The sequence below is a fragment of the Jeotgalicoccus saudimassiliensis genome, from assembly GCF_000756715.1.
GTDB lineage: Bacteria > Bacillota > Bacilli > Staphylococcales > Salinicoccaceae > Jeotgalicoccus > Jeotgalicoccus saudimassiliensis.
Genome location: NZ_CCSE01000001.1, coordinates 1,839,458 through 1,858,490 on the forward strand (window position 1 = coordinate 1,839,458; position 19,033 = coordinate 1,858,490).

The following is a 19,033-nucleotide window of genomic DNA, read 5'->3' on the forward strand; positions in this document are numbered from 1 at the left end:
CCTCGTCGTTTTTGCGAGGTGCACCAAACGCTGCCGGTGTCCTTCGTGTATTTCGCGAGGTGCACCAAACGTTCCCGGTATACCTCGTGTATTTCGCGAGGTGCACCAAACGTTCCCGGTATACCTCGTGTATTTCGCGAGGTGCACCAAACGCTCCCGGTGTCCCTCGTGTATTTCGCGAGGTGCACCCAACGCTCCCGGTGTCCCTCGTGGATTTCACGAGGTGCACCGCGTTCTTTTGATTCCGGTTTAGCTTTCTTCTAAAAATATATAAGGCATATTACTGCTGAGTTGATTATTAATATTAATTAACTGGCTTGTACCTTCACTGTCATCCAGTTCTGCACTCTCTCCACTAAGTGTATAACTGTAGTATTCATCCGGTGTTTCTTCAAAATCAGTAAAGAATATTTTCAGCGATGAATCACCGTCTTCAACTTCGACAGTTAGATCATTATCTTCCAGAGTGTATTTACCCGGGTATTCATTTCCGTTATGCGTGAGAGTAACTTCATCTGCAGATTTAAAATCAAATACCATCATATTCGATGAAAACTTAATCTCTTCGGCTGCAGCTTCTTCTTTAGAAACAGTCGGATCCTGAGAGCTTAAGCCTAAAGATTTTCCTTCGAGTTCCGATTCTTCGCCGCTGCAGCCGGTCAGTATGAGAAGTGTCAGACCGAATAGTGTCATTAAAGTTTTCTTCACTGATGCATCCCCTTAAAGTTGCTATTTTATACCATTATTATACCATTATATGCAAGCGCTTACATAAAATTTAAAGATGTCATATTTCCCTTCTCACTCAGAACATCTGCCAATAAGCATCCGGGGATGCATTTCCTCCCGGTTTACGTGTAAAATGAGAGTAATGGCTATAATGAATACGGCGGGAGGCAGGCAGCATGGATATACAGACTTTTTATCATACGTATTTAGGAGAACATGAGCTCATCAGAGCAAGTTTGTTTAATGCGGGAAATTTTACGACTAATGAATCACTGATAAAATATAAAATGGAAGAGCTTGAGTCGCAGTCTGCTCTGAATGAAATGTTCGGGCATCTGTCCATGGCGGAGGCGAAACTTCTGAGACGTTTATCGACTGAGGAACCTCACGATAATATCCACCGGGTGGCATATCTTTCGGCGAAATATCCAACGCTGATTGACTATCAGTATATTTTGGAAGATAACGGCACTGAAGGTGTGATTCATTCCGAAGTGGTCAACGTACTGAACAGTGCGCTTCAGCAGACGGGGATTTTCCCGTACACTCCGATGTCAATTCCGGACAGCGAAACGATTGAACCCCAGGATGTTTCGAGACTCGAGAAAATATACAACGGACCAATTTACTGGCTGTACGATAACTTAACGTTTATTGAACTCCGCCAGACGATGTCGAAGCTGAATATTAAATCTGTCGGGCAGTACAAAGATGATTACTTAAACGAGGTCATAGGACATTTAACGTCGCCGGATTATCTGCCGGTTGCGCTGAATCAGCTGGATGAAGTGTCTTATTCCCAAATTAAGGATAACGTTAAAAAGGACTATTCAGTTTATGAAAATCATCCGCGCTGGCAAACAGCGCTTGAAACCGGGCTGCTCGTCAAAGTGCATCAGGATTACCTGGTGATGCACCGCGATGTGCTCGCTGCACTGAAAAAAGTGAAGTTTAAAAAATCCGGCAGGGAAGAACGGACTGAGTCACCGGAGAATTACAATGCATACCGCATCACATGTACGATTAACGGCTGTGAAAATATTTCCCGGACAATATCCATTCCGACGCGTCTGAATTTTCTCGAGCTGGAAATCATTATTTGCGAAGCGTTCGGCTGGAATAATATCGGCAGCGGTGAGTTTATGACCGATAAGGATTTAATCGCAAACGAAGCGTCAGTGCACAAAAACGCACTGATGATCGACGTCTATTTAACGAATGAACACATCCAGTTCCTGTACGATTCTGATGACGATTACGTCGTGGACATCGCACTCGATTCGGTCACAAATATTACGAAGCCGATTCCCGAGGTCGTGACTTACGGCGGAGAGGTACCGATTGAAAACATCGGCGGCGTCGACAAATTAATCGAAACTTTAAATGTTTTACAGGATAAAAACCACCCGGACTACGTGCGCGTCTATGCTGACGCTCGTACGAAAAACTACCGGGAACGCTATCCGGTCAGTGCGACGAACAAAAAGCTCGCACGGCTGTTTAACAGAGGCAATCCAATCACTTAAGGAGGATAACGATGGATTTACAGACCTTCTACAAAACTTATTTAACATACGTACATCTGGACAAAGTAGGTGAATCCTTATCCCAGCTGGAAAAAATTATAGAAGATAAAATCGAGGAAGCGGGTTCTGATGATTACCTGACGCTACTTGGAGACAGTTTAAAAATGGAGGAAATTGAACTGATTAAACGCTACTCAAACGCATTGACCGGCGATAATATTATTACGATGCCGTTTAATCCGGAAGAAAATCCATTTTTAATATACAACCACCATCTCCTGTACATCGGTGACGGTATGGCGGTGATGCACGAGGAAGTTATCGACGGCATTTTACGAAACTTCGGCTCGACAATTCATCTCGCGCCGCTGCCTGACGGCATCAGCGTATCGAACGTTATGCTGAACAACGCGGAATACACGACTACAGTCAATCTGCTGGACTATCCGATTATCGAGTTCTATGATCTGCTGCTGACTGAAGACCATATGAATTTAGTCGCTCAAAACCTGGACCTTGATCTCGAAGAATATAAAACGCGCCCGCAGATTATAAACGCAATATCAAAACGCCTGGTGCATAAATCCTACATCGAAGAGAAGCTGAAGTTATTTGAAGACGATGAACTGGCGCGTTTTAAAGAGAAGCTCGGCCGCGGAGAAGTTTTGTTTACAGAAGAAGAGGGTAATTGGGATACATTCCTTGCTACGGGCATTATTATGCCATACTTACCGAACGCAGCGATATTACCACTCGTATTGTTTCACTTCTTTAGAGAAGAGATTTTTAATTAATTCTAAAAAGGGGTAATGGACATGTCATTAAAAGAGAAGTTATTTAAACAGCTGGAAGAAAATGAAGGACGTATGATTGAGATCAGACGTCATCTGCATGAAAACCCTGAGCTGTCGTTTAAAGAAGAGAAAACTGCTCAGTTTATCGAAGAGTTTTATAAAGATAAAGATGTCACTCTTACAGCGAATGTCGGCAACGGTTACGGCATTATCGTTGAAATTGAGGGCGGTGCAGGCGACGGTCCGACAATCGGTCTCCGTGCCGATTTTGATGCGCTGCCGATTCAGGAAGAAGCGGATGTCGAGTTTAAATCTAAAAACGACGGTGTAATGCACGCGTGCGGACACGACGGTCATACAGCATACATGCTGATTTTAGGTGAGGCATTAATCGACCTGAAAGATGAGTGGAAAGGCAAGATCAAACTGATACACCAGCATGCGGAAGAAATTCCGCCGGGCGGTGCGAAGAGCATCGTGGAATCAGGTATTCTCGATGATCTGGATGAAGTGTACGGTATTCATTTAATGCCGACGCTCGATAATGGTGATATTACATTATGTCCGGGCGAAGCAATGACAGGGCGTTCGAACTTTGATCTTAAGATTCAGGGTTCGGGCGGACACGGTGCAATGCCGCATACGACTCACGATGCGCTCGTTGCTGGCGGGTATTTTATCACGTCGGCACAGACGATAGTCTCACGACGCATGAACCCGAACGATTCGGTCACAGTATCGATCACCGCATTCGAGGCGCCGGGCGGATACAACGTCATTCAGGACAGCGTGACACTGCGTGGTACGGTCCGTTACTTATCGATGGACAACAAAGAACCGGTGTATGAAGAAATGGTGAAAATCGTTAAAGGACTGGAAACAGCATACGATGTTGAATGTACGCTCGATTATGTTTACGATTATCCGGTACTGTACAACACGGTGGAAAAAATTGGAGAAATCGAAACGGTGCTTGAAGAAAGCGCGGGTACTTATTTCGATAAAGTATACCGCGACAAACCACAGGCGGCATCAGAAGACTTTGCGTATTATCTCGAGAAAACGCCGGGCGCATTTATCTTCGTCGGTGCAAAACCTGAAGGCGTCGAGAAAGCATATCCGAACCATCACCCTAAATTTGAAGTCAATGAAAAATCACTGCTGATTTCAGCGAAAGCAATGGCAGAAATTGTGCTGAACAAAGTAGGATAGCAGATATATTCGCCCCTCTCATGTGAGAGGGGGTTTTTTGTGCCTGATTGGAGCTGGGGCGGGCGCGCGGTGGAGGGCTTCAAATATGTAAAAGAGCTGAATCCGTAATGGATTCAGCTCTTTATCCTACTCGTTTTCCAGCCCTTTAATATACTCATCGAGTTTCTTCTTATCTTCACCGGAGATTTCGGGGAATTTCGGATCGATGCCTTTCAGCACGTGAATCATCGCTTCTGTAATAATGCGTCTCGTATGCCATTCGTCATCTGCCGGCAGTATATACCACGGACTGTGCTGCGTTGACGTATTGTTCAGCATATCTTCAAATACCTGCTGGTAGTCATCCCATTTTTTCCGCTCTTCAACATCCGAGAACGAGAATTCCCATTGTTTGTCCGGATCTTTCATCCGTTCTAAAAAGCGTTCTTTCTGTTCGTCTTTCGACATATTGAAGAAAAACTTCACAACAGAAAAACCATTTTCCGATAAATACTGCTCGTAATTATTAATCTGACGGTATCGTTTTTCAATTTCTGCATCGCCGTCTTCAAGCAGATCATGAATCCGTGTCGCAATAACATCTTCATAATGCGAACGATTTAAAATCGCAATCTGCCCGCGTTCCGGCTCGCCGTCGTGAAGTCTCCACAAGTAGTCGTGCTTTTCTTCTGTTTCACTCGGTTTGCCATACGTCGTGACTTTCAGTCCCTGTGCATTCAGATTGGAGAAGATATATGAAATCGCCTCATCTTTACCAGCCGCATCGATGGCCTGAAGTACAACCATAATCCCGTTTTTTTCTTCCGCATGCAGTTTAAGGTGAAGCTCTTTCAGCTTCTCAACAAGCGGTGGAATAATATTTTCTCTTATATAGTCGTTGTCCTCTTTTTTACCTTCGGAACATTTATAGTCTTTTAAGTTAATATTTTTACCGCTTGGTATTTTATAATCGGATAATTTCATTTGAAACACTCCATTCATCATATATGCGGAGTATACCCGATTAAATATTTCAAAAACCTTTGCGGTGTGCTGATGAAGGGAGCTCGCTGTCACAGTAGAAGGGTTAGTGTGCTGATGAAGGGCTCACTGTCACAGTAGAAGAGTTAGTGTGCCAAAGAAGTGAGCTCACTGTCACAGTAGAAGGGTTAGTGTGCCAAAGAAGGGGGCTCACTGTCACAGTAAAGGAGTTAGTGTGCCAAAGAAGGGGGCTCACTGTCACAGTAAAAGAGTTAGTGTGACAATGAGCCCTGCATATTCATTATTAAATTTTAAATCTTTTACCGTGATGCACAACGAGTCCTGTCATAATTAACAGCCAGACGATAACTGCAGCAAAAATTGTGAGTTTTGGAATCACCATCAGAAACTCAAGTTCCAGCGCCATCGACAGGTTGACCGTACCCACGGTATACATTGCAACAGGGAAGGCCATTCCCCACATATCCGGTGTATAGGATAAAGGATAATGGTTAACAATATGACGCCAGACGCCGAGTATAATCAACAGCGGAATCCACCATGTGCCGAGTGCCCAGAAGAACAGCGTAAATCCTTTAATGAAAATTTCAAGCTCAGCGACAATGCCTGCGCTGTTCAATATCAGCACAGAACCTGCGAGCGTTGTAATCGCAAGTGCCCCCATGCTGATCCAGTAAGGAGGAGTCAGTGCCATTGCTTCAATTTTTAAAAACATCAGCCTGTAAAAGATAAAAGCAATAATATTTAAATACAGCGCACATCCGAGCAGGAACAGGCATAACGAAATAAATAACATCACTTCGGTAAAGCTGCTGCCGGCTATAAGCGTACCGAGCACAGCGAGTGACTGCGTCGACACAACGACAAGCAGCCAGCCGCCGTTGACGGATTCATCGGCCAGCGGTTTTGATTTTTTAATAATAATTAAAGTAAAGAATGTATACATCAAAATAATCCATACGATAAAAGCCGCATACCAGAAAATCACTCCGGCCGTAAACATATCTTTAATGATGACGAACTGGCTGCCGAGCACACCTGAAGCGGCAATCAGTGTAAAGAATCCGGGACCCTTACCGTTGTCGTTCAGATCCTGCAGAAAATCGCGCGTATTAAACATCAGCCTGACACCGTTCAGGACGAGCAGCAGAAGATATACAAATACGTTAAAATACAGCAGCATTTCTGCTGCGAGCGGAATGTCCAAATACCACAGTGATAATGATAAAGCGCCGGTCGCCATGACCATTGCAAAATAGCCCGGGTATAAATGTCGGGACTGGCGCTGTAAAAATTCAATCATGATTGTCACGCTTTCTACAATTTAAAATAAGTTCAGTATTCTGCATTTTCGAGCTTTCTCTCCCGTGTTTCCTGAATCAGCCACGGGCTGTTTTTTTCGTCCTCAAGACGTTTGTTATCCGCCTTAATACGGTCGAGTACAACTTTCATTTCTTCATTCTCCAGCAGATAGTTCTCCTGTTTCAGCCGCTGGAGTTCGATTTCTTTATCAATCTGCTGCAGTTTGAGTTTTTCCATCTTATGTTTGTGGGAAAGGTAATTACTGATAATGCTGGCGCCGATACCGGCAAGAACTATAATGAGCAGCCACATAGTGTTTCCTCCTAAAGAAACTTATTTGATTTTACCATCGGCATACGGAATGAACTCGCCGTATGCATATTCGCCGTTCTCGTTAATGTACTCAACCTGACCGTATGTCCATACTCTGAAGGTTCCCGTTAAGCCGTGGTGATTGTTCGTGAAGGGGATTTCAAAATAACCTTCTTCATTCATTACCGGATCATCGAAGCTGATCAGAGATATATCGATGACATTTTTATCGTAATATGCGCGGATAAAATCCATCACATTCTCTTCGGTAACAACCTCAGTGTTGGATGTATAAGCAGGATAAATCAGACTGACGTTATCATCTTCATCGCCCTCAACCGCGATGTAGAAGTTTGAATCCTCATCCGGCTGATACGTTAAAATACGTACGGTTGTGCCTGTATCTTCAGGCGCTAAATCCTGTGTCGGTTCACCGAAGGATTCAATGACCTCGTCGAGAGTAATATCCTCATCCGGCGTAATCAGAATCTGAGTAACAGTTCCGTCCGGTTCAGCATATCTTACGCCGATATCGTTAAATACTTCGTCGACAGGAACATCATCTTCATCCGAAGGTTTCCCGAGTACTCCCGCAACCTCATCTTTAGTCATGCCGCGCTCAATGCCGGCGTAACTGTTGTAATAATAGTTGTTCAGGTAATCTTTGTGGAAGTTTGGAGAGAGCACATCGACATTGCCGCTGCTGTCGTAAGCAGGGTCCAGTTCAGGTTCTTCAGGCTGCTCCTCTTTTTTTGAGGCATCTTCTTCCTTATTGGTTTCCTCTTCGGCAGTTTCTTCATCCTGAGTTTCCGGTTCAGGTTCGTCGAGCGGCTGGGCATTGCTGCAGGCAGCAAGAAGCAATATAAAAAACGATAAAATTAAAAAACGCATCAGAACACATCCTTCTTTTTAGTATCGGTGTGCAGGTAAATCAGTAAACGATTATCTTAATTAAATTATACCTTAAATATGTTAATGAGTTAAATCGGGGGAGGAGTGTGTTGTTGAAGTTCTATGAGCGCTCATCATAGAACTCCGCGGCGTTTAGAAAGTCTATGAGCGCTCATCATAGAACTCCGTAGCGTTTAGAAAGTCTATGAGCGCTCATCATAGAACTCCGCAACGTTTAGAAAGTCTATGAGCACTCTTCATAGAACTCCGCAGCATTTAGAAAGTCTATGAGCGCTCATCATAGAACTCCGCAACGTTTAGAAAGTCTATGAGCGCTCTTCATAGAACTCCGCAACGTTTAGAAAGTCTATGAGCGCTCTTCATAGAACTCCGTAGCGTTTAGAAAGTCTATGAGCGCTCATCATAGAACTCCGCAACGTTTAGAAAGTCTATGAGCACTCTTCATAGAACTTCGCATCGTTTAGAAAGTCTATGAGCGTTCTTCATAGAACTCCGCAGCGTTTAGAAAGTCTATGAGCGTTCATCATAGAACCCCGCAACGTTTAGAAAGTCTATGAGCGCTCATCATAGAACTCCGCAACGTTTAGAAAGTCTATGAGCGCTCATCATAGAACTTCGCATCGTTTAGAAAGTCTATGAACACTCTTCATAGAACTCCGTAACGTTTAGAAAGTCTATGAACACCTCTCATAGCAATCCCTTTTTATAATAAAAACAAAAAAGACGAATCCTTCCGGATCCGCCTCCTTAAATATCATTCAAAATTTATGCGAACATCTTCATAACGCCGCCTGCGACTGCAAGGTCAAAGTACCCTGCGCCGACGCATTTGTAGATTGTGATGTCTGTATTGTTCTGGCGCAGGTAGCCCTGGTCGTATATATCAGCAAGTGTGCCTCTGATATCGTCCCAGCTGATGATGCCTGCTTCCACCGCATCGATCAGCTCGCCTGCTTCGTCTTTAATACCGTCCATATCATCGACATAGATATGATCGGCGCGCTTAATTGCTGCACGGTCCATTTCTTTCATCTCGTGTGTAAACGAACCGACACCGTTTACGTGCGTGCCTTCTTTAAGTAGTTCACCGTTGTAAACCGGCGTTTTGCTCTGCGTTGCACAGTTGATAATATCGCTTTGTTTAACGAGTTCGTCAACGTCTGCAATGACCTCAATGTCTGCCCAGATACCAAAGTCTTCGAGACGTTTTTTAAACGCTTCTGCTTTTTCGGCAGTACGGTTAAACAGATAAATTCTCTGAATGTCACGTACTTCGACAACACCTAAAACCTGTTCGAATGCCATGTTTCCTGTCCCGATAACGCCTAATGTTTTCGCGTCATCGCGTGACAGTTTATCAGTGGCGATGGCAGTCATCGCACCTGTACGGAGTCTCGTTAAGTACGAGGCATCCATCGTCGCCTTATGGGCGCCGTCTGTCAGGTCCGTAACTAAAATGTTCCCCTGTGTTGTCGGCAGGTTTTTATTCGTCGGGAAAATCGACACTGTTTTAATAATCGATACCTGCTGCGTTAAGCTGATGCACGGCATATACAGCATTGAGCTGTCTTTTCCGGCAGGCAGCACTGTGCGGATTGATTCGACGATCTTATCTTCATTGTAATCTTTTAAAATCGCGTTAACGTCTTTGATTGCGTGACTAATCTTATATTTTTCTTCTATTTCTTTGTCTGTCAGTGTAATCAATGTATTCACTCCATCTGGTATTATTCGGCGTTCATTAATCTGTCTTCCTTATCCTGTGCGGATTCTCCACGCATTGCGAATACTGCAATCAGTGACACAATTGCTGTCATAACAATGTACAGTGACACCGGAATGCTTGAACCATTGAACTGGTTCATCAGGAATTCAGCAATAAGCGGTGCAGAACCACCGGCAACTGCAGCACCGATCTGATAGCCGAGCGTAACTCCAGTATAACGTACTTCTTTACTGAATGATTCGGAGAACATCGTGCCGAGTATTGCCGTAATCGGCGGCCAGATTACAACCAGTCCGATAAATGTTGCTAAAATAACGAGCATCGGTTCATGTGTATTCACGATAAAGAAATACGGGAAGGCGTAAATCAGCATCGCCGTTGCCCCAATCAGGAACATCTTTCTCCGTCCGATTCTGTCGGACAGACTGCCCATAACCGGAATCATAATCGTCGTGAGCACAGATACCGCCATAATCGACAGCATCATAAACTCGAATGATACGTCGAGACTCGAGACACCGTAACCGACGATGAACGTTGTAAAGATATAGAACGGTCCGGTTTCAACAAATTTAGCACCTGTCGTAATCAGTACTTCTTTCGGGTGCTTCTTAAAAATTTCAACGATCGGCAGACGTCTGACTTCGTTTTTTTCAGCTGCTTCTTTCTGCATCTGAACAAACGCCGGCGTTTCATCGAGACCTTTACGGATTAACAGGCCGACAACAACGAGCAGCAGACTGAAGATAAACGGAATTCTCCATCCCCATGCGAGAAACATTTCTTCAGGCATTGCCCATGTCAGCAGGAAGAAGAATCCGTAGGCGAGCACCAGCCCGATAGGAATACCCATCTGCGGAAAACTTCCGAACAGCCCGCGCTGTTTTTTAGGCGCATATTCTGTTGCGAGGAGCAGGGCGCCGCCCCATTCTCCGCCGATGCCGAGCCCCTGAATCAATCTGAACAAGAGTAAGAGCAGCGGTGCTGCGATACCGATTTGCGCGTATGTAGGTAACAAGCCGATTCCGGCAGTTGCGAATCCCATTAAGCTTAAAGTAATAATTAATGTTTTCTTACGTCCGATTCTATCACCGATATGTGCAAAGATGACTCCCCCTAAAGGACGTATAAAGAATGACAATGCAAGACCGAAATAGGCCAGAATCGTCGACAGGAACGCATCATCTGTAACGAAGAACTGCGTATTAAAAATAATACTTGCAACAGCTGCATACAGGAAAAAGTCGAACCATTCAATCGATGAACCAATCAGACTTGCTGATAATACTTTTCTTCTTAACTTTTTATCCATAGTAAACCTCCCCTTTGTCTGGCTATAGATTAGCACATATTAAAACTCATTGACATAAAAATTATAATATTCAGGAAATATAAAATGCTTAGTATAAGTTGATTTATTTTCAGAACTGGCTTAAAGTATATAAGTAGTCAATATTACGATTCCGTAGCTCAGCGGGAGAGCGCTTCGTTGACATCGAAGAGGTCGGTGGTTCAATCCCACTCGGAATCATTAACTGTATAAAAGCTGTACGATGTTTTTACATCGTGCAGCTTTTTTTATTTGTCAGATTTACAATATTTGTTATATGCTTAAGTGAATGTAAGAGAGGGTAATTGTCAGTATAATTGTATACATAAAGGTCGTGATAACTGTGACTAAAATAATTGCTTCACTGCAGGATGCTGATAAAAAATTTTTCTTTAATCAGGTGCTGACTGATATTAATTTAACTGTTAAAGCCGGAGAAATAGTTGGACTGATCGGCCCGGAGGAATCCGGCAAGACAACGTGTATCCGCTGCCTGATTGGTATGGAAGATTTAACAGACGGAAAAGCACATGTGCTGGATGAACAGATGCCGAAGCGGAAAATGCTGAGTAAGATTGGCTATATGGGCCAGGAAGCAGCAATTTACGGAACGATGACAGCGCATGAGAATATGGTGTTTTTCGGCAAACTGAAAAACCTTAAAGGACAAGAACTTAAAAGCGAAATCGATAAAAACCTCAAGCTGGTTGGACTGCATGAAACTGGGAGTAACAAGGTATCGAAGTTTTCAGGGGACATGAAGCGGAGACTGTCACTGGCTATTGCTTTGCTTGGCAGTCCTAAATTGATTGTGCTGGATGAGCCCGGGGCAGGGATTAATCCAGAGCTGAGATTGTCGGTATGGAATCATCTGAGGACGCTCGCAGATGAAGATGCGGGCATTATCGCAGCAACTCAAGGGATGAGCGGAGTCGAACAATACGATAGAGTGGTGCTTCTTAATAAGGGCAGAATAGTGGCAGCAGGGCGGCCTGAAGCATTGATGAATGAATATAAAGCAGCTTCAATCGAAGAAGTGTTCATAAATATGGAGGCGGTTACATGACGGGGGTCGGGACAATTGCTGTGCAGACATTCAGGAGTATGCTTGGTAATGTTAAAATGCTGCTGTGGGTTCTGTTGGCGCCGCTCGTTGTCATTACGCTGATGTATCTGGTTTTTGATGTCAAAAATGAAACGGATATACGTATAGGCGTACCGGATACGATGGACCCGACCTTTACAGAAGGACTGCCGGAAGATGTGGAAGTTCTGATCTATGAACTGACACCGGTGCTTGACACACTGCTCGATACCCATGAACTGGACGCCTTTGCCAGCATGGAAGACAAGGGACTTAATGTCACTTATAAAAATGAAGACCCGCCGAAAACAGCTGCTGCAGAACAGGCGGTTGAGACAGGTGTCCGTGCTGTGGAGGATGAAAGACTGAAGGGAATTATGGCAGCTCTGCCGGAAGAGGCCGAGATTCCGAAGATTGAAATTGAAACATCTTTTCTATACGGTGATTCAGCAAGTACGTATTTTGAAAAAATGTTCCCGATACTGACAGGTCTGGTTTTGTTTTTCTTTGTGCTGGTCTTTACCAGTATTACACTGTTTCGGGAACGCGTGTCAGGCACGCTGGAACGGGTGCTGGCAACGTCAATCAGACGGAGTGAGGTGATTCTCGGTTATTTAACGGGACTCGGTCTGTTTATCCTGCTGGAAACAGTCCTGCTGGTGCTGTATTCGATTTACCTGCTGGATGTAACGATTGCCGGGAGTATGGTATGGGTGTTTGTCATTTATATACTGCTCTCATTCAGCGGTGCGGCAGCGGGTATGCTGATCGCGCTGCTGTCGAAAAGCGAAGTCCGTATGATGGTGCTGATTCTTTTAGTCACTGTGCCGCAGATATTTCTATCGGGATTAATTCCTTTTGACTATATTGGAGACTGGTTTAATAACATCGGCTATGGATTTCCGCTGAGATATGCGGGAGACGCGCTGACCGAAGTAATGATTAAAGGAAACAGCTGGTCGTATATTTGGAATGAACTGCTGGCTTTAGCACTGTTCATTATTGGCTTTACGGTGCTGAGTATTTTAGGGCTGAAGAAACACCGGAGAGTGTAATCTTTATAAAAGGACTGATTGAATGATAAAAAAACTGGCGAACGTCATGCTGTATGTGAAAGATATCGATATGGCGGTGGACTTCTGGACGAATCAATTGGGCTTTACGGTGAAAGAAAAACTGGATCTGATGGAGAACTATAAAGGATATGAAGTGGCGCCGGATGCTGAATCAGAAACGACGATCGTGATGTTTCCGTTGGAATTTATCGAGAAATACAGTCCGGAAGTGAGCAGGGAAACGCCGTCATTAATGTTTGAAGTGGAGAATATTGAAGCGGTGTATGAGGAGCTGAAAGAAAAAGGTGTCAATGTCGGAGAACTGGTGGAGATACCGGGGATGAAGACATTTAACTTTAACGACGGGCAGGAAAATTACTTTGCGGTGAGTGAAGCGGTTTGATAGGGGACTGAATGATGGTTGAATTTGTTGAGATAAATGAAGAGAACTATGAAGCGGTGTTGAAGCTGAAAGTGACAGACGAGCAGAACCAAGCCAAATTTATAGCACCGAATGTGAGATCGATTGCGGATGCGTATCTTTATAGAAAAGCAGGAGACGTGTTTCCGTATGCGGTGCAGGATGGTGAAACGGTGGTAGGATTTGTGCTGCTGGATGAAGACGAGGAAGAAAAAGAATTAATGATTTGGCGGATGATGGTGGATAAGGACCATCAGGGCAAAGGATACGGCAGAGCGATTGTGGAGAAAGTGATGAAGCAATTTGAAGCGGACAGCAGGTTTGATGTGCTCATTGCGGATTATGTTAAAGGCAATGACGTGATGGGGAAACTGCTGGAGTCGCTTGGATTTGAATATGGAGAGTTTGATGAAGAGAATAATGAGTATGTGATGAAGTATAAATCATAAGTTGCTATTTTATAATTACAAAAGATTAAGAGAGTTAGCATACTAGACTCGCATTTGGGAATCAGACAAGATATTTCGTCTGATTCTCAAATTTATTTATATTGATTTTTACTATTCCTCTGAGGCTTCGTTTTTCTTAAGTAACCTTTTTTAATTGTTGAGTGTAACTGATTCTGAGGTGTGGAAAGTATTGTGTTTTTAATAAAATTGGAAGTGATTTTTTCGTACTCAATACTAAACGAGAATGAGGTGTTCTGAGATTTAATTGCCTTAATAACCTTGCTAATACTATTATGAATAGCATATTGATATATTATTAAATCACTTAAGGTATTAATCTCAAATTGTTCTATCAATTTAATATAATCTAAGAGTAATTTGGCTTCTTTTTTGGCTTGACTGTATGATTTCAAAGTATATATCCCCATTTTTCTATGAAGTAGAAACATTTTTAATTCCTCTACTATTATAAATCTATAAAAAAATTACCTCAATAAATATTCCATATTATTGGTAAATTTCGATAGAAAAATATTTACTCATGTTATAGTTGTATAAAATTTATAAAATATGGTGATAATATGCAGTTTATAATGAAATCTCACAGATATGGATTAGAAATTGTAAATGATATGGACGGTGCTTCAGAGAAATTCGTAGAACTTTGTAATGTGTTAAAAAACATTTCAGAAAAAGATTTGATAAATGCATATCAAACATTGAATAGTGGTAAAAGTTTAGCAAAAACTATTAATAAGTTAATAAAAAATCGTCTAACAAACTTAGGTTGGGAGACTGAGAGTCAAATATTTAAAGATTCTAAATTAAATGCAACTACAAGAGATTGGCGTTTAGATTTTGTTTCACCACCTCATTTTTCTTTAGAGGTTGCATTTAATCACAGTTCAGCTACAACGGTAAATTTAATGAAACCAGTTTTGGCTTCTGAATTAAATCATGTAGAAAAGAAATTCCAAACTAACTTTGGAATAATAATTACAGTTACTAAGGACATGAAGAGAACAGGTGGTTTTGATAATGCAATTGGTACCTTTGAAGGATACTGTGAGCAATGTAAACCCCTAATGAACCAACTAACAATCCCAATGATTATTATTGGAATTGAATCTCCAGAAACATTTGAAATAACGCATCGCAAAAAAGGAAATACAACGAAAGGGTTCATAAAACTACATAGCGGTACAGAACTGAAAATAGGTGAGTATATAAATGAAAATGGTGAGATTGTATCAAGTATTTTATAAAGAACTTTAAACAATAAAGTTGATCCTAATCGGGCTCTATGGTATAATTTTATAACATGAAAAGAGCGAGATGGAGGAGTTAATATTGCAAAAACTTAAGGTGGCTGAGCTTTTTGCAGGTGTCGGTGGTTTTAGGATTGGACTTGAAAATACTAATAACAAAATGTTCGAAGTAACCTGGGGGAACCAATGGGAGCCTGGAAAAAAAGTACAGCATGCATTTGATTGCTATAGTACAAAATTTAATACTGGCATACATAGTAATAAAGATATTGCTGAAGTTAGTGACAGAGAACTAGCTGAGACAAATGCAGACCTTGTAGTTGGTGGTTTTCCTTGTCAAGATTACTCCGTAGCTAGATCACTGAGTGGAGAGTTAGGTATAGCAGGGAAAAAGGGTGTACTTTTTTGGCAGATAGTTAGAGTTATTCAAAATACAATTCCGAAGTATGTACTCTTAGAGAATGTGGATAGATTATTAAAATCTCCGTCATCACAACGTGGTAGAGATTTTGCAGTTATGCTATCTACATTAAATGAGTTAGGTTACGATGTTGAGTGGCGGGTTATTAATGCTGCTGACTACGGAAATGCTCAGAGAAGAAGAAGGGTATTTATTTTTGCATATCGTAGAAATATGACTTATTCAAAAGAAATGAATAATTATAACAATGAACAAATGATATATAAGAATGGGCTTTTTGCAAGGGCATTCGCTGTAGAGCCAGTACCAAATAAAAATAGAGTAGGTTCTGTAACACTATCTAATGATATTGTAGAAGTTTCTGACGAGTTTTCATATAAATTCTTTAACTCAGGAATTATGAGAAACGGTGAAGTAACGACTATTGATACGATACCTATTTACGAGAAAGCAATTCCACTAAAAGATATTCTTGAAGAAGAAGTAGAGGATAAATTCATTCTGGACGATGCTAAGATAGAGAAGTTTAAGTATATGCGTGGTGGTAAAAAGATTGAGAGAACATCGAAAGAGGGCTTTAAGTATATCTATTCAGAAGGTGGAATGAGCGAAGTAGACTCATTAGACTTACCAGGACGGACAATGTTGACAAGTGAAGGAACATCTAATAGAAGTACGCACATCATTGAACAAGACGGTAAAAGAAGATTAATAACCCCTATTGAGGCAGAACGATTAAACGGTTTTCCTGATAATTGGACTGATACAATGTCAGACAGAGCTAGATACTTTTGTATGGGAAATGCGTTAGTTGTCCCGCTTGTTACTCGATTAGGTAATGAGATTGAAAAAATAGAGTTGGATTATCCGGAAGGAACTTCACAAATAGAATTATTTTAAGTCCATTTAAATGGACTTTTTATATACTCTTTTTTCTCTGAATATTTTGATTGGATTCTGTAAAATTGTTACAATAATTTATATTATCGAAAATGCAAGTGATCAAATAGTAGCGAAAGAAAGAATATCTTTAGGCATGATAAATTATAATTCAGAAGTTACCAAAGACTTTTATGAATCGAGCTTCTGGAAAAAGAATAATAAGTTATTAATTTTTTTCTATACTTATGTTTTAGGTGCAAACAACAAGCCTGATGATGCAAATTTTAGAATAGAAAGAACTGTATTACATGAATCTAGTGAAAAGGATTTAGAAATCATAAAGAAAGATTGGGATGTAATAAGGAATAAAATAAAAATGGGACAAGCGGATGAATTGTCTGAAAGAGATACTAATATACTCGGGGCTGCCACGAAAGGTGCTCCTGGGGCAACAAGAAGTCAACCCTTTTCAGATATCCCTGCAAAAACAAGAGCATATTCTTTAAAGAAGGGTTACGTCACATCTCTGGTTAGATAATATATTAATAGCGAAAATATCCTTTACAACCGTTGAAAAACTCATACAGAATCCTAGAGAAGAGATTATTAGTGAATATTTTACAAAGTATATTGGGAAGACAGATGAGGATATAGCAAAATCCTTTAAATATACTTTAAGTAAAGCTAAACATTATCTGCAACTTTTAGTCAGTGAAATGTTGGGTATAACAGGAACTCAATTGAATAAAATTGAAGAATTTTCAAAGTTCTATATCCGATTTAAAACAGTAACATATAATGAAAAAGAGAAGTTAGTTCAACATATGTCTTTTGAAAATTTTGATTTTGAAGAAGCATATGCTACTGCTTTTGATGATTCAGAGTTAAAAGTCAAATTAGAGGCTACTCAATGGTTATTTGTTGTTTTTCAAAAGAATAAGGAAGATAAAGCTGTATTAAAAGGCATAAAGTTTTGGACAGTACCAGAAGAGATATTATAGAGTGAAGTTTACAATGAAACTCAACAACTCTTAAGAAGAGGGTTGAAAATAGATAGGAATCAAGATGGTCAATATAGTAGTAATTTACCAGGGATAACATATAATAGGGTAGCTCATATTAGTGAATCGTCTACACTTGATTGGACAACTCCCATGAGGGAGGTTACTGTTAAATCAATGAAAGTAGGCGATTTTACTATGACAAGAACGAGAAGAACATTTACCCCTGAATTTAAACTACAAATGGTTCGACTATTTGAAAATGGTAAGTCAAAAGCTGAAATTGTACGGGAGTATAATCTCACAGCTTCAGCTTTAGATAAATGGGTTAAAAATCATCAGAACACGGGCTCATTTAATCATCTCGATAATTTATCTGAAGAAGAGCGTGAAATCAGAAGACTTCGCAAGGACAATCAACAGTTAAAAATGGAAAACGATATTCTAAAGCAAGCAGCGCTGATCATGGGACGAAAATAGAAGTCATTCGTAAGAATGTACACAAATATTCAGTGTCAGCAATGTGCAAAGTCCTTCAAATCTCTAGAAGCACCTATTATTTTGAAATTAATAAACATAAAACTAATACGCAGTATGAGCGAGACAACGATATTAATGAAACGATTATTCAGGTATTTCATTCTAATCGAAAATGTTTTGGCACCCGAAGAATAAAAAAAGTGTTACATAAACAAGATTTGATAGTCTCGAGAAGACGTATTGGTCGGATCATGAAACAGAACAACCTAGTATCAACCTACACTGTCGCAAGCTACAATCCCTATCCATCGAAATCGAATGAGCGTCTGATCACGAATGGTCTAGACAGAAATTTTAATAGAGCACAGCCGATGGAAGTCATTGTCAGCGATTTAACCTATGTAAAAGTGGCAGGAAAATGGCATTACATATGTGTATTTATTGATCTCTTTAATAGAGAAATTGTTGGGTACAGTGCAGGTTCAAGAAAAAATGCTGCGTTGGTCTCGTCGGCAATCAGCACCATTAAGCATGATTTAAGAGATGTGCAGATGTTTCACACAGACAGAGGAAAAGAATTCGATAACCAGCTGATTGATGAAGTTTTAGATGGCTTTGATATTGAAAAATCACTTAGTATGAAAGGCTGTCCTTATGACAACGCTGTGGCTGAAACCACGTTCAAAGCGATGAAAACTGAATTTATTAACCAATATACTTTTATATCATTAAAACAATTAAACATCGAACTATTCGACTACGTAAACTGGTATAACAATATTAGACCCCATGGTGCATTGAATTATCTCACGCCAAAGGAGTATAAAGAAAACTTCTATAAAAACTGTCTAATATTCTGTTGACACACCAGAGATCAAAAATTACAGACGAAATATTTGAGAGTCTATTAATTGATTGACTCTGTTAAAGTTATTTAATAATCAAAGGGGTAACATACTTTGAACGAAGGTAAAAGGAATGGATAAAAGAAGGCTGGTGATGAATTAGCTCTTGATATGTTTTTAAACGTTTAATAAGCTAAAACCTCATATTTGAGTACTTAAATGTCCCTTTATGTAGAAAATCATATATTTTTTATGATTGTTCCATCGGGTGTTCCTATTGAAAATAGAGGACTACCTTAATGT

At 40.9% G+C, this 19,033-nt stretch carries 19 protein-coding genes and 1 tRNA gene; 13 read left to right on the forward strand and 7 right to left on the reverse strand.

Features of this window, described 5'->3' with window-relative positions; all coding sequences use genetic code 11:
- Positions 1-249: 249 nt before the first annotated feature.
- Positions 250-708, reverse strand: coding sequence for a hypothetical protein (locus tag RZ44_RS09115; protein WP_035810609.1), 459 nt, complete (start codon positions 706-708; stop codon positions 250-252).
- 197 nt (positions 709-905) lie between these two features.
- Here RZ44_RS09115 and RZ44_RS09120 point away from each other — a divergent pair, with 197 nt between their 5' ends.
- From RZ44_RS09120 to RZ44_RS09130, 3 genes are read left to right on the forward strand one after another with little or no spacing between them, the layout of a single operon-like run.
- The gene (locus RZ44_RS09120; RefSeq protein WP_035810612.1) at positions 906-2,255 is read left to right on the forward strand and encodes an IS1096 element passenger TnpR family protein; all 1,350 of its coding nucleotides are present in this window, start codon (positions 906-908) and stop codon (positions 2,253-2,255) included.
- Between the two features lie 11 nt (positions 2,256-2,266).
- The gene (locus RZ44_RS09125) at positions 2,267-3,049 is read left to right on the forward strand and encodes a hypothetical protein (RefSeq protein WP_035810614.1); all 783 of its coding nucleotides are present in this window, start codon (positions 2,267-2,269) and stop codon (positions 3,047-3,049) included.
- Between the two features lie 21 nt (positions 3,050-3,070).
- Positions 3,071-4,261, forward strand: a complete 1,191-nt coding sequence (locus tag RZ44_RS09130; protein ID WP_035810616.1) for an amidohydrolase — start codon at positions 3,071-3,073, stop codon at positions 4,259-4,261.
- 126 nt (positions 4,262-4,387) lie between these two features.
- On the opposite strand, the gene RZ44_RS09135 is transcribed toward RZ44_RS09130, so the two are convergent.
- The 6 genes from RZ44_RS09135 to RZ44_RS09160 form a co-directional block, all read right to left on the reverse strand.
- Complete coding sequence (locus RZ44_RS09135) at positions 4,388-5,224, reverse strand: PPK2 family polyphosphate kinase (RefSeq protein ID WP_035810618.1); 837 nt, start codon at positions 5,222-5,224, stop codon at positions 4,388-4,390.
- A gap of 301 nt (positions 5,225-5,525) precedes the next feature.
- Positions 5,526-6,545: a tellurite resistance/C4-dicarboxylate transporter family protein gene (locus RZ44_RS09140; RefSeq protein ID WP_035810620.1), complete on the reverse strand. Its 1,020-nt coding sequence runs from the start codon at positions 6,543-6,545 to the stop codon at positions 5,526-5,528.
- Positions 6,546-6,577: 32 nt separating this feature from the next.
- Positions 6,578-6,856: a hypothetical protein gene (locus RZ44_RS09145; RefSeq protein ID WP_035810622.1), complete on the reverse strand. Its 279-nt coding sequence runs from the start codon at positions 6,854-6,856 to the stop codon at positions 6,578-6,580.
- A gap of 21 nt (positions 6,857-6,877) precedes the next feature.
- Positions 6,878-7,747: a hypothetical protein gene (locus tag RZ44_RS09150; protein ID WP_035810623.1), complete on the reverse strand. Its 870-nt coding sequence runs from the start codon at positions 7,745-7,747 to the stop codon at positions 6,878-6,880.
- Between the two features lie 786 nt (positions 7,748-8,533).
- Entirely contained in the window at positions 8,534-9,475 is a 942-nt protein-coding gene (locus RZ44_RS09155) for an ornithine cyclodeaminase family protein (protein ID WP_035810626.1), read from the reverse strand.
- 20 nt (positions 9,476-9,495) lie between these two features.
- Complete coding sequence (locus RZ44_RS09160; RefSeq protein ID WP_035810628.1) at positions 9,496-10,806, reverse strand: MFS transporter; 1,311 nt, start codon at positions 10,804-10,806, stop codon at positions 9,496-9,498.
- A 147-nt stretch (positions 10,807-10,953) separates the two neighbouring features.
- On the opposite strand from RZ44_RS09160, the gene RZ44_RS09165 reads away from it, so the two are divergent.
- The 10 genes from RZ44_RS09165 (at position 10,954) to RZ44_RS09215 (ending at position 18,748) form a co-directional block, all read left to right on the forward strand.
- A tRNA-Val gene (locus tag RZ44_RS09165) sits at positions 10,954-11,025 on the forward strand.
- Between the two features lie 142 nt (positions 11,026-11,167).
- Positions 11,168-11,890, forward strand: coding sequence for an ABC transporter ATP-binding protein (locus RZ44_RS09170; protein ID WP_035810630.1), 723 nt, complete (start codon positions 11,168-11,170; stop codon positions 11,888-11,890).
- Positions 11,887-12,963, forward strand: a complete 1,077-nt coding sequence (locus RZ44_RS09175) for an ABC transporter permease (RefSeq protein WP_035810632.1) — start codon at positions 11,887-11,889, stop codon at positions 12,961-12,963. The genes RZ44_RS09170 and RZ44_RS09175 overlap by 4 nt, the downstream gene beginning before the upstream one ends.
- 22 nt (positions 12,964-12,985) lie before the next feature.
- Positions 12,986-13,366, forward strand: coding sequence for a VOC family protein (locus tag RZ44_RS09180; RefSeq protein ID WP_035810634.1), 381 nt, complete (start codon positions 12,986-12,988; stop codon positions 13,364-13,366).
- 11 nt (positions 13,367-13,377) lie between these two features.
- On the forward strand, positions 13,378-13,833 hold the full coding sequence (locus RZ44_RS09185; RefSeq protein WP_171816124.1) for a GNAT family N-acetyltransferase: 456 nt from the start codon (positions 13,378-13,380) through the stop codon (positions 13,831-13,833).
- Positions 13,834-14,426: 593 nt separating this feature from the next.
- On the forward strand, positions 14,427-15,098 hold the full coding sequence (locus RZ44_RS09195) for a BglII/BstYI family type II restriction endonuclease (protein ID WP_171816125.1): 672 nt from the start codon (positions 14,427-14,429) through the stop codon (positions 15,096-15,098).
- 85 nt (positions 15,099-15,183) lie between these two features.
- Positions 15,184-16,422, forward strand: coding sequence for a DNA (cytosine-5-)-methyltransferase (gene dcm, locus RZ44_RS09200; protein WP_141639015.1), 1,239 nt, complete (start codon positions 15,184-15,186; stop codon positions 16,420-16,422).
- 10 nt (positions 16,423-16,432) lie between these two features.
- Positions 16,433-16,942 carry a MutH/Sau3AI family endonuclease gene (locus RZ44_RS11065; protein ID WP_052108945.1) on the forward strand — a complete coding sequence of 170 codons (510 nt, stop codon included), beginning with the start codon at positions 16,433-16,435 and terminating at the stop codon, positions 16,940-16,942.
- Between the two features lie 202 nt (positions 16,943-17,144).
- A complete protein-coding gene (locus RZ44_RS11070) occupies positions 17,145-17,405 on the forward strand; it encodes a PDDEXK family nuclease (protein WP_052108949.1) in 261 nt (86 codons plus the stop codon).
- Positions 17,406-17,603: 198 nt separating this feature from the next.
- Positions 17,604-18,748 (forward strand): IS3 family transposase gene (locus RZ44_RS09215; protein WP_141639026.1). Its coding sequence is split into 2 segments (ribosomal slippage): positions 17,604-17,850 and positions 17,850-18,748, totalling 1,146 coding nucleotides; the frame shifts between segments, so codons are not numbered across the junction.
- The last annotated feature ends 285 nt before the right edge of the window (positions 18,749-19,033 follow it).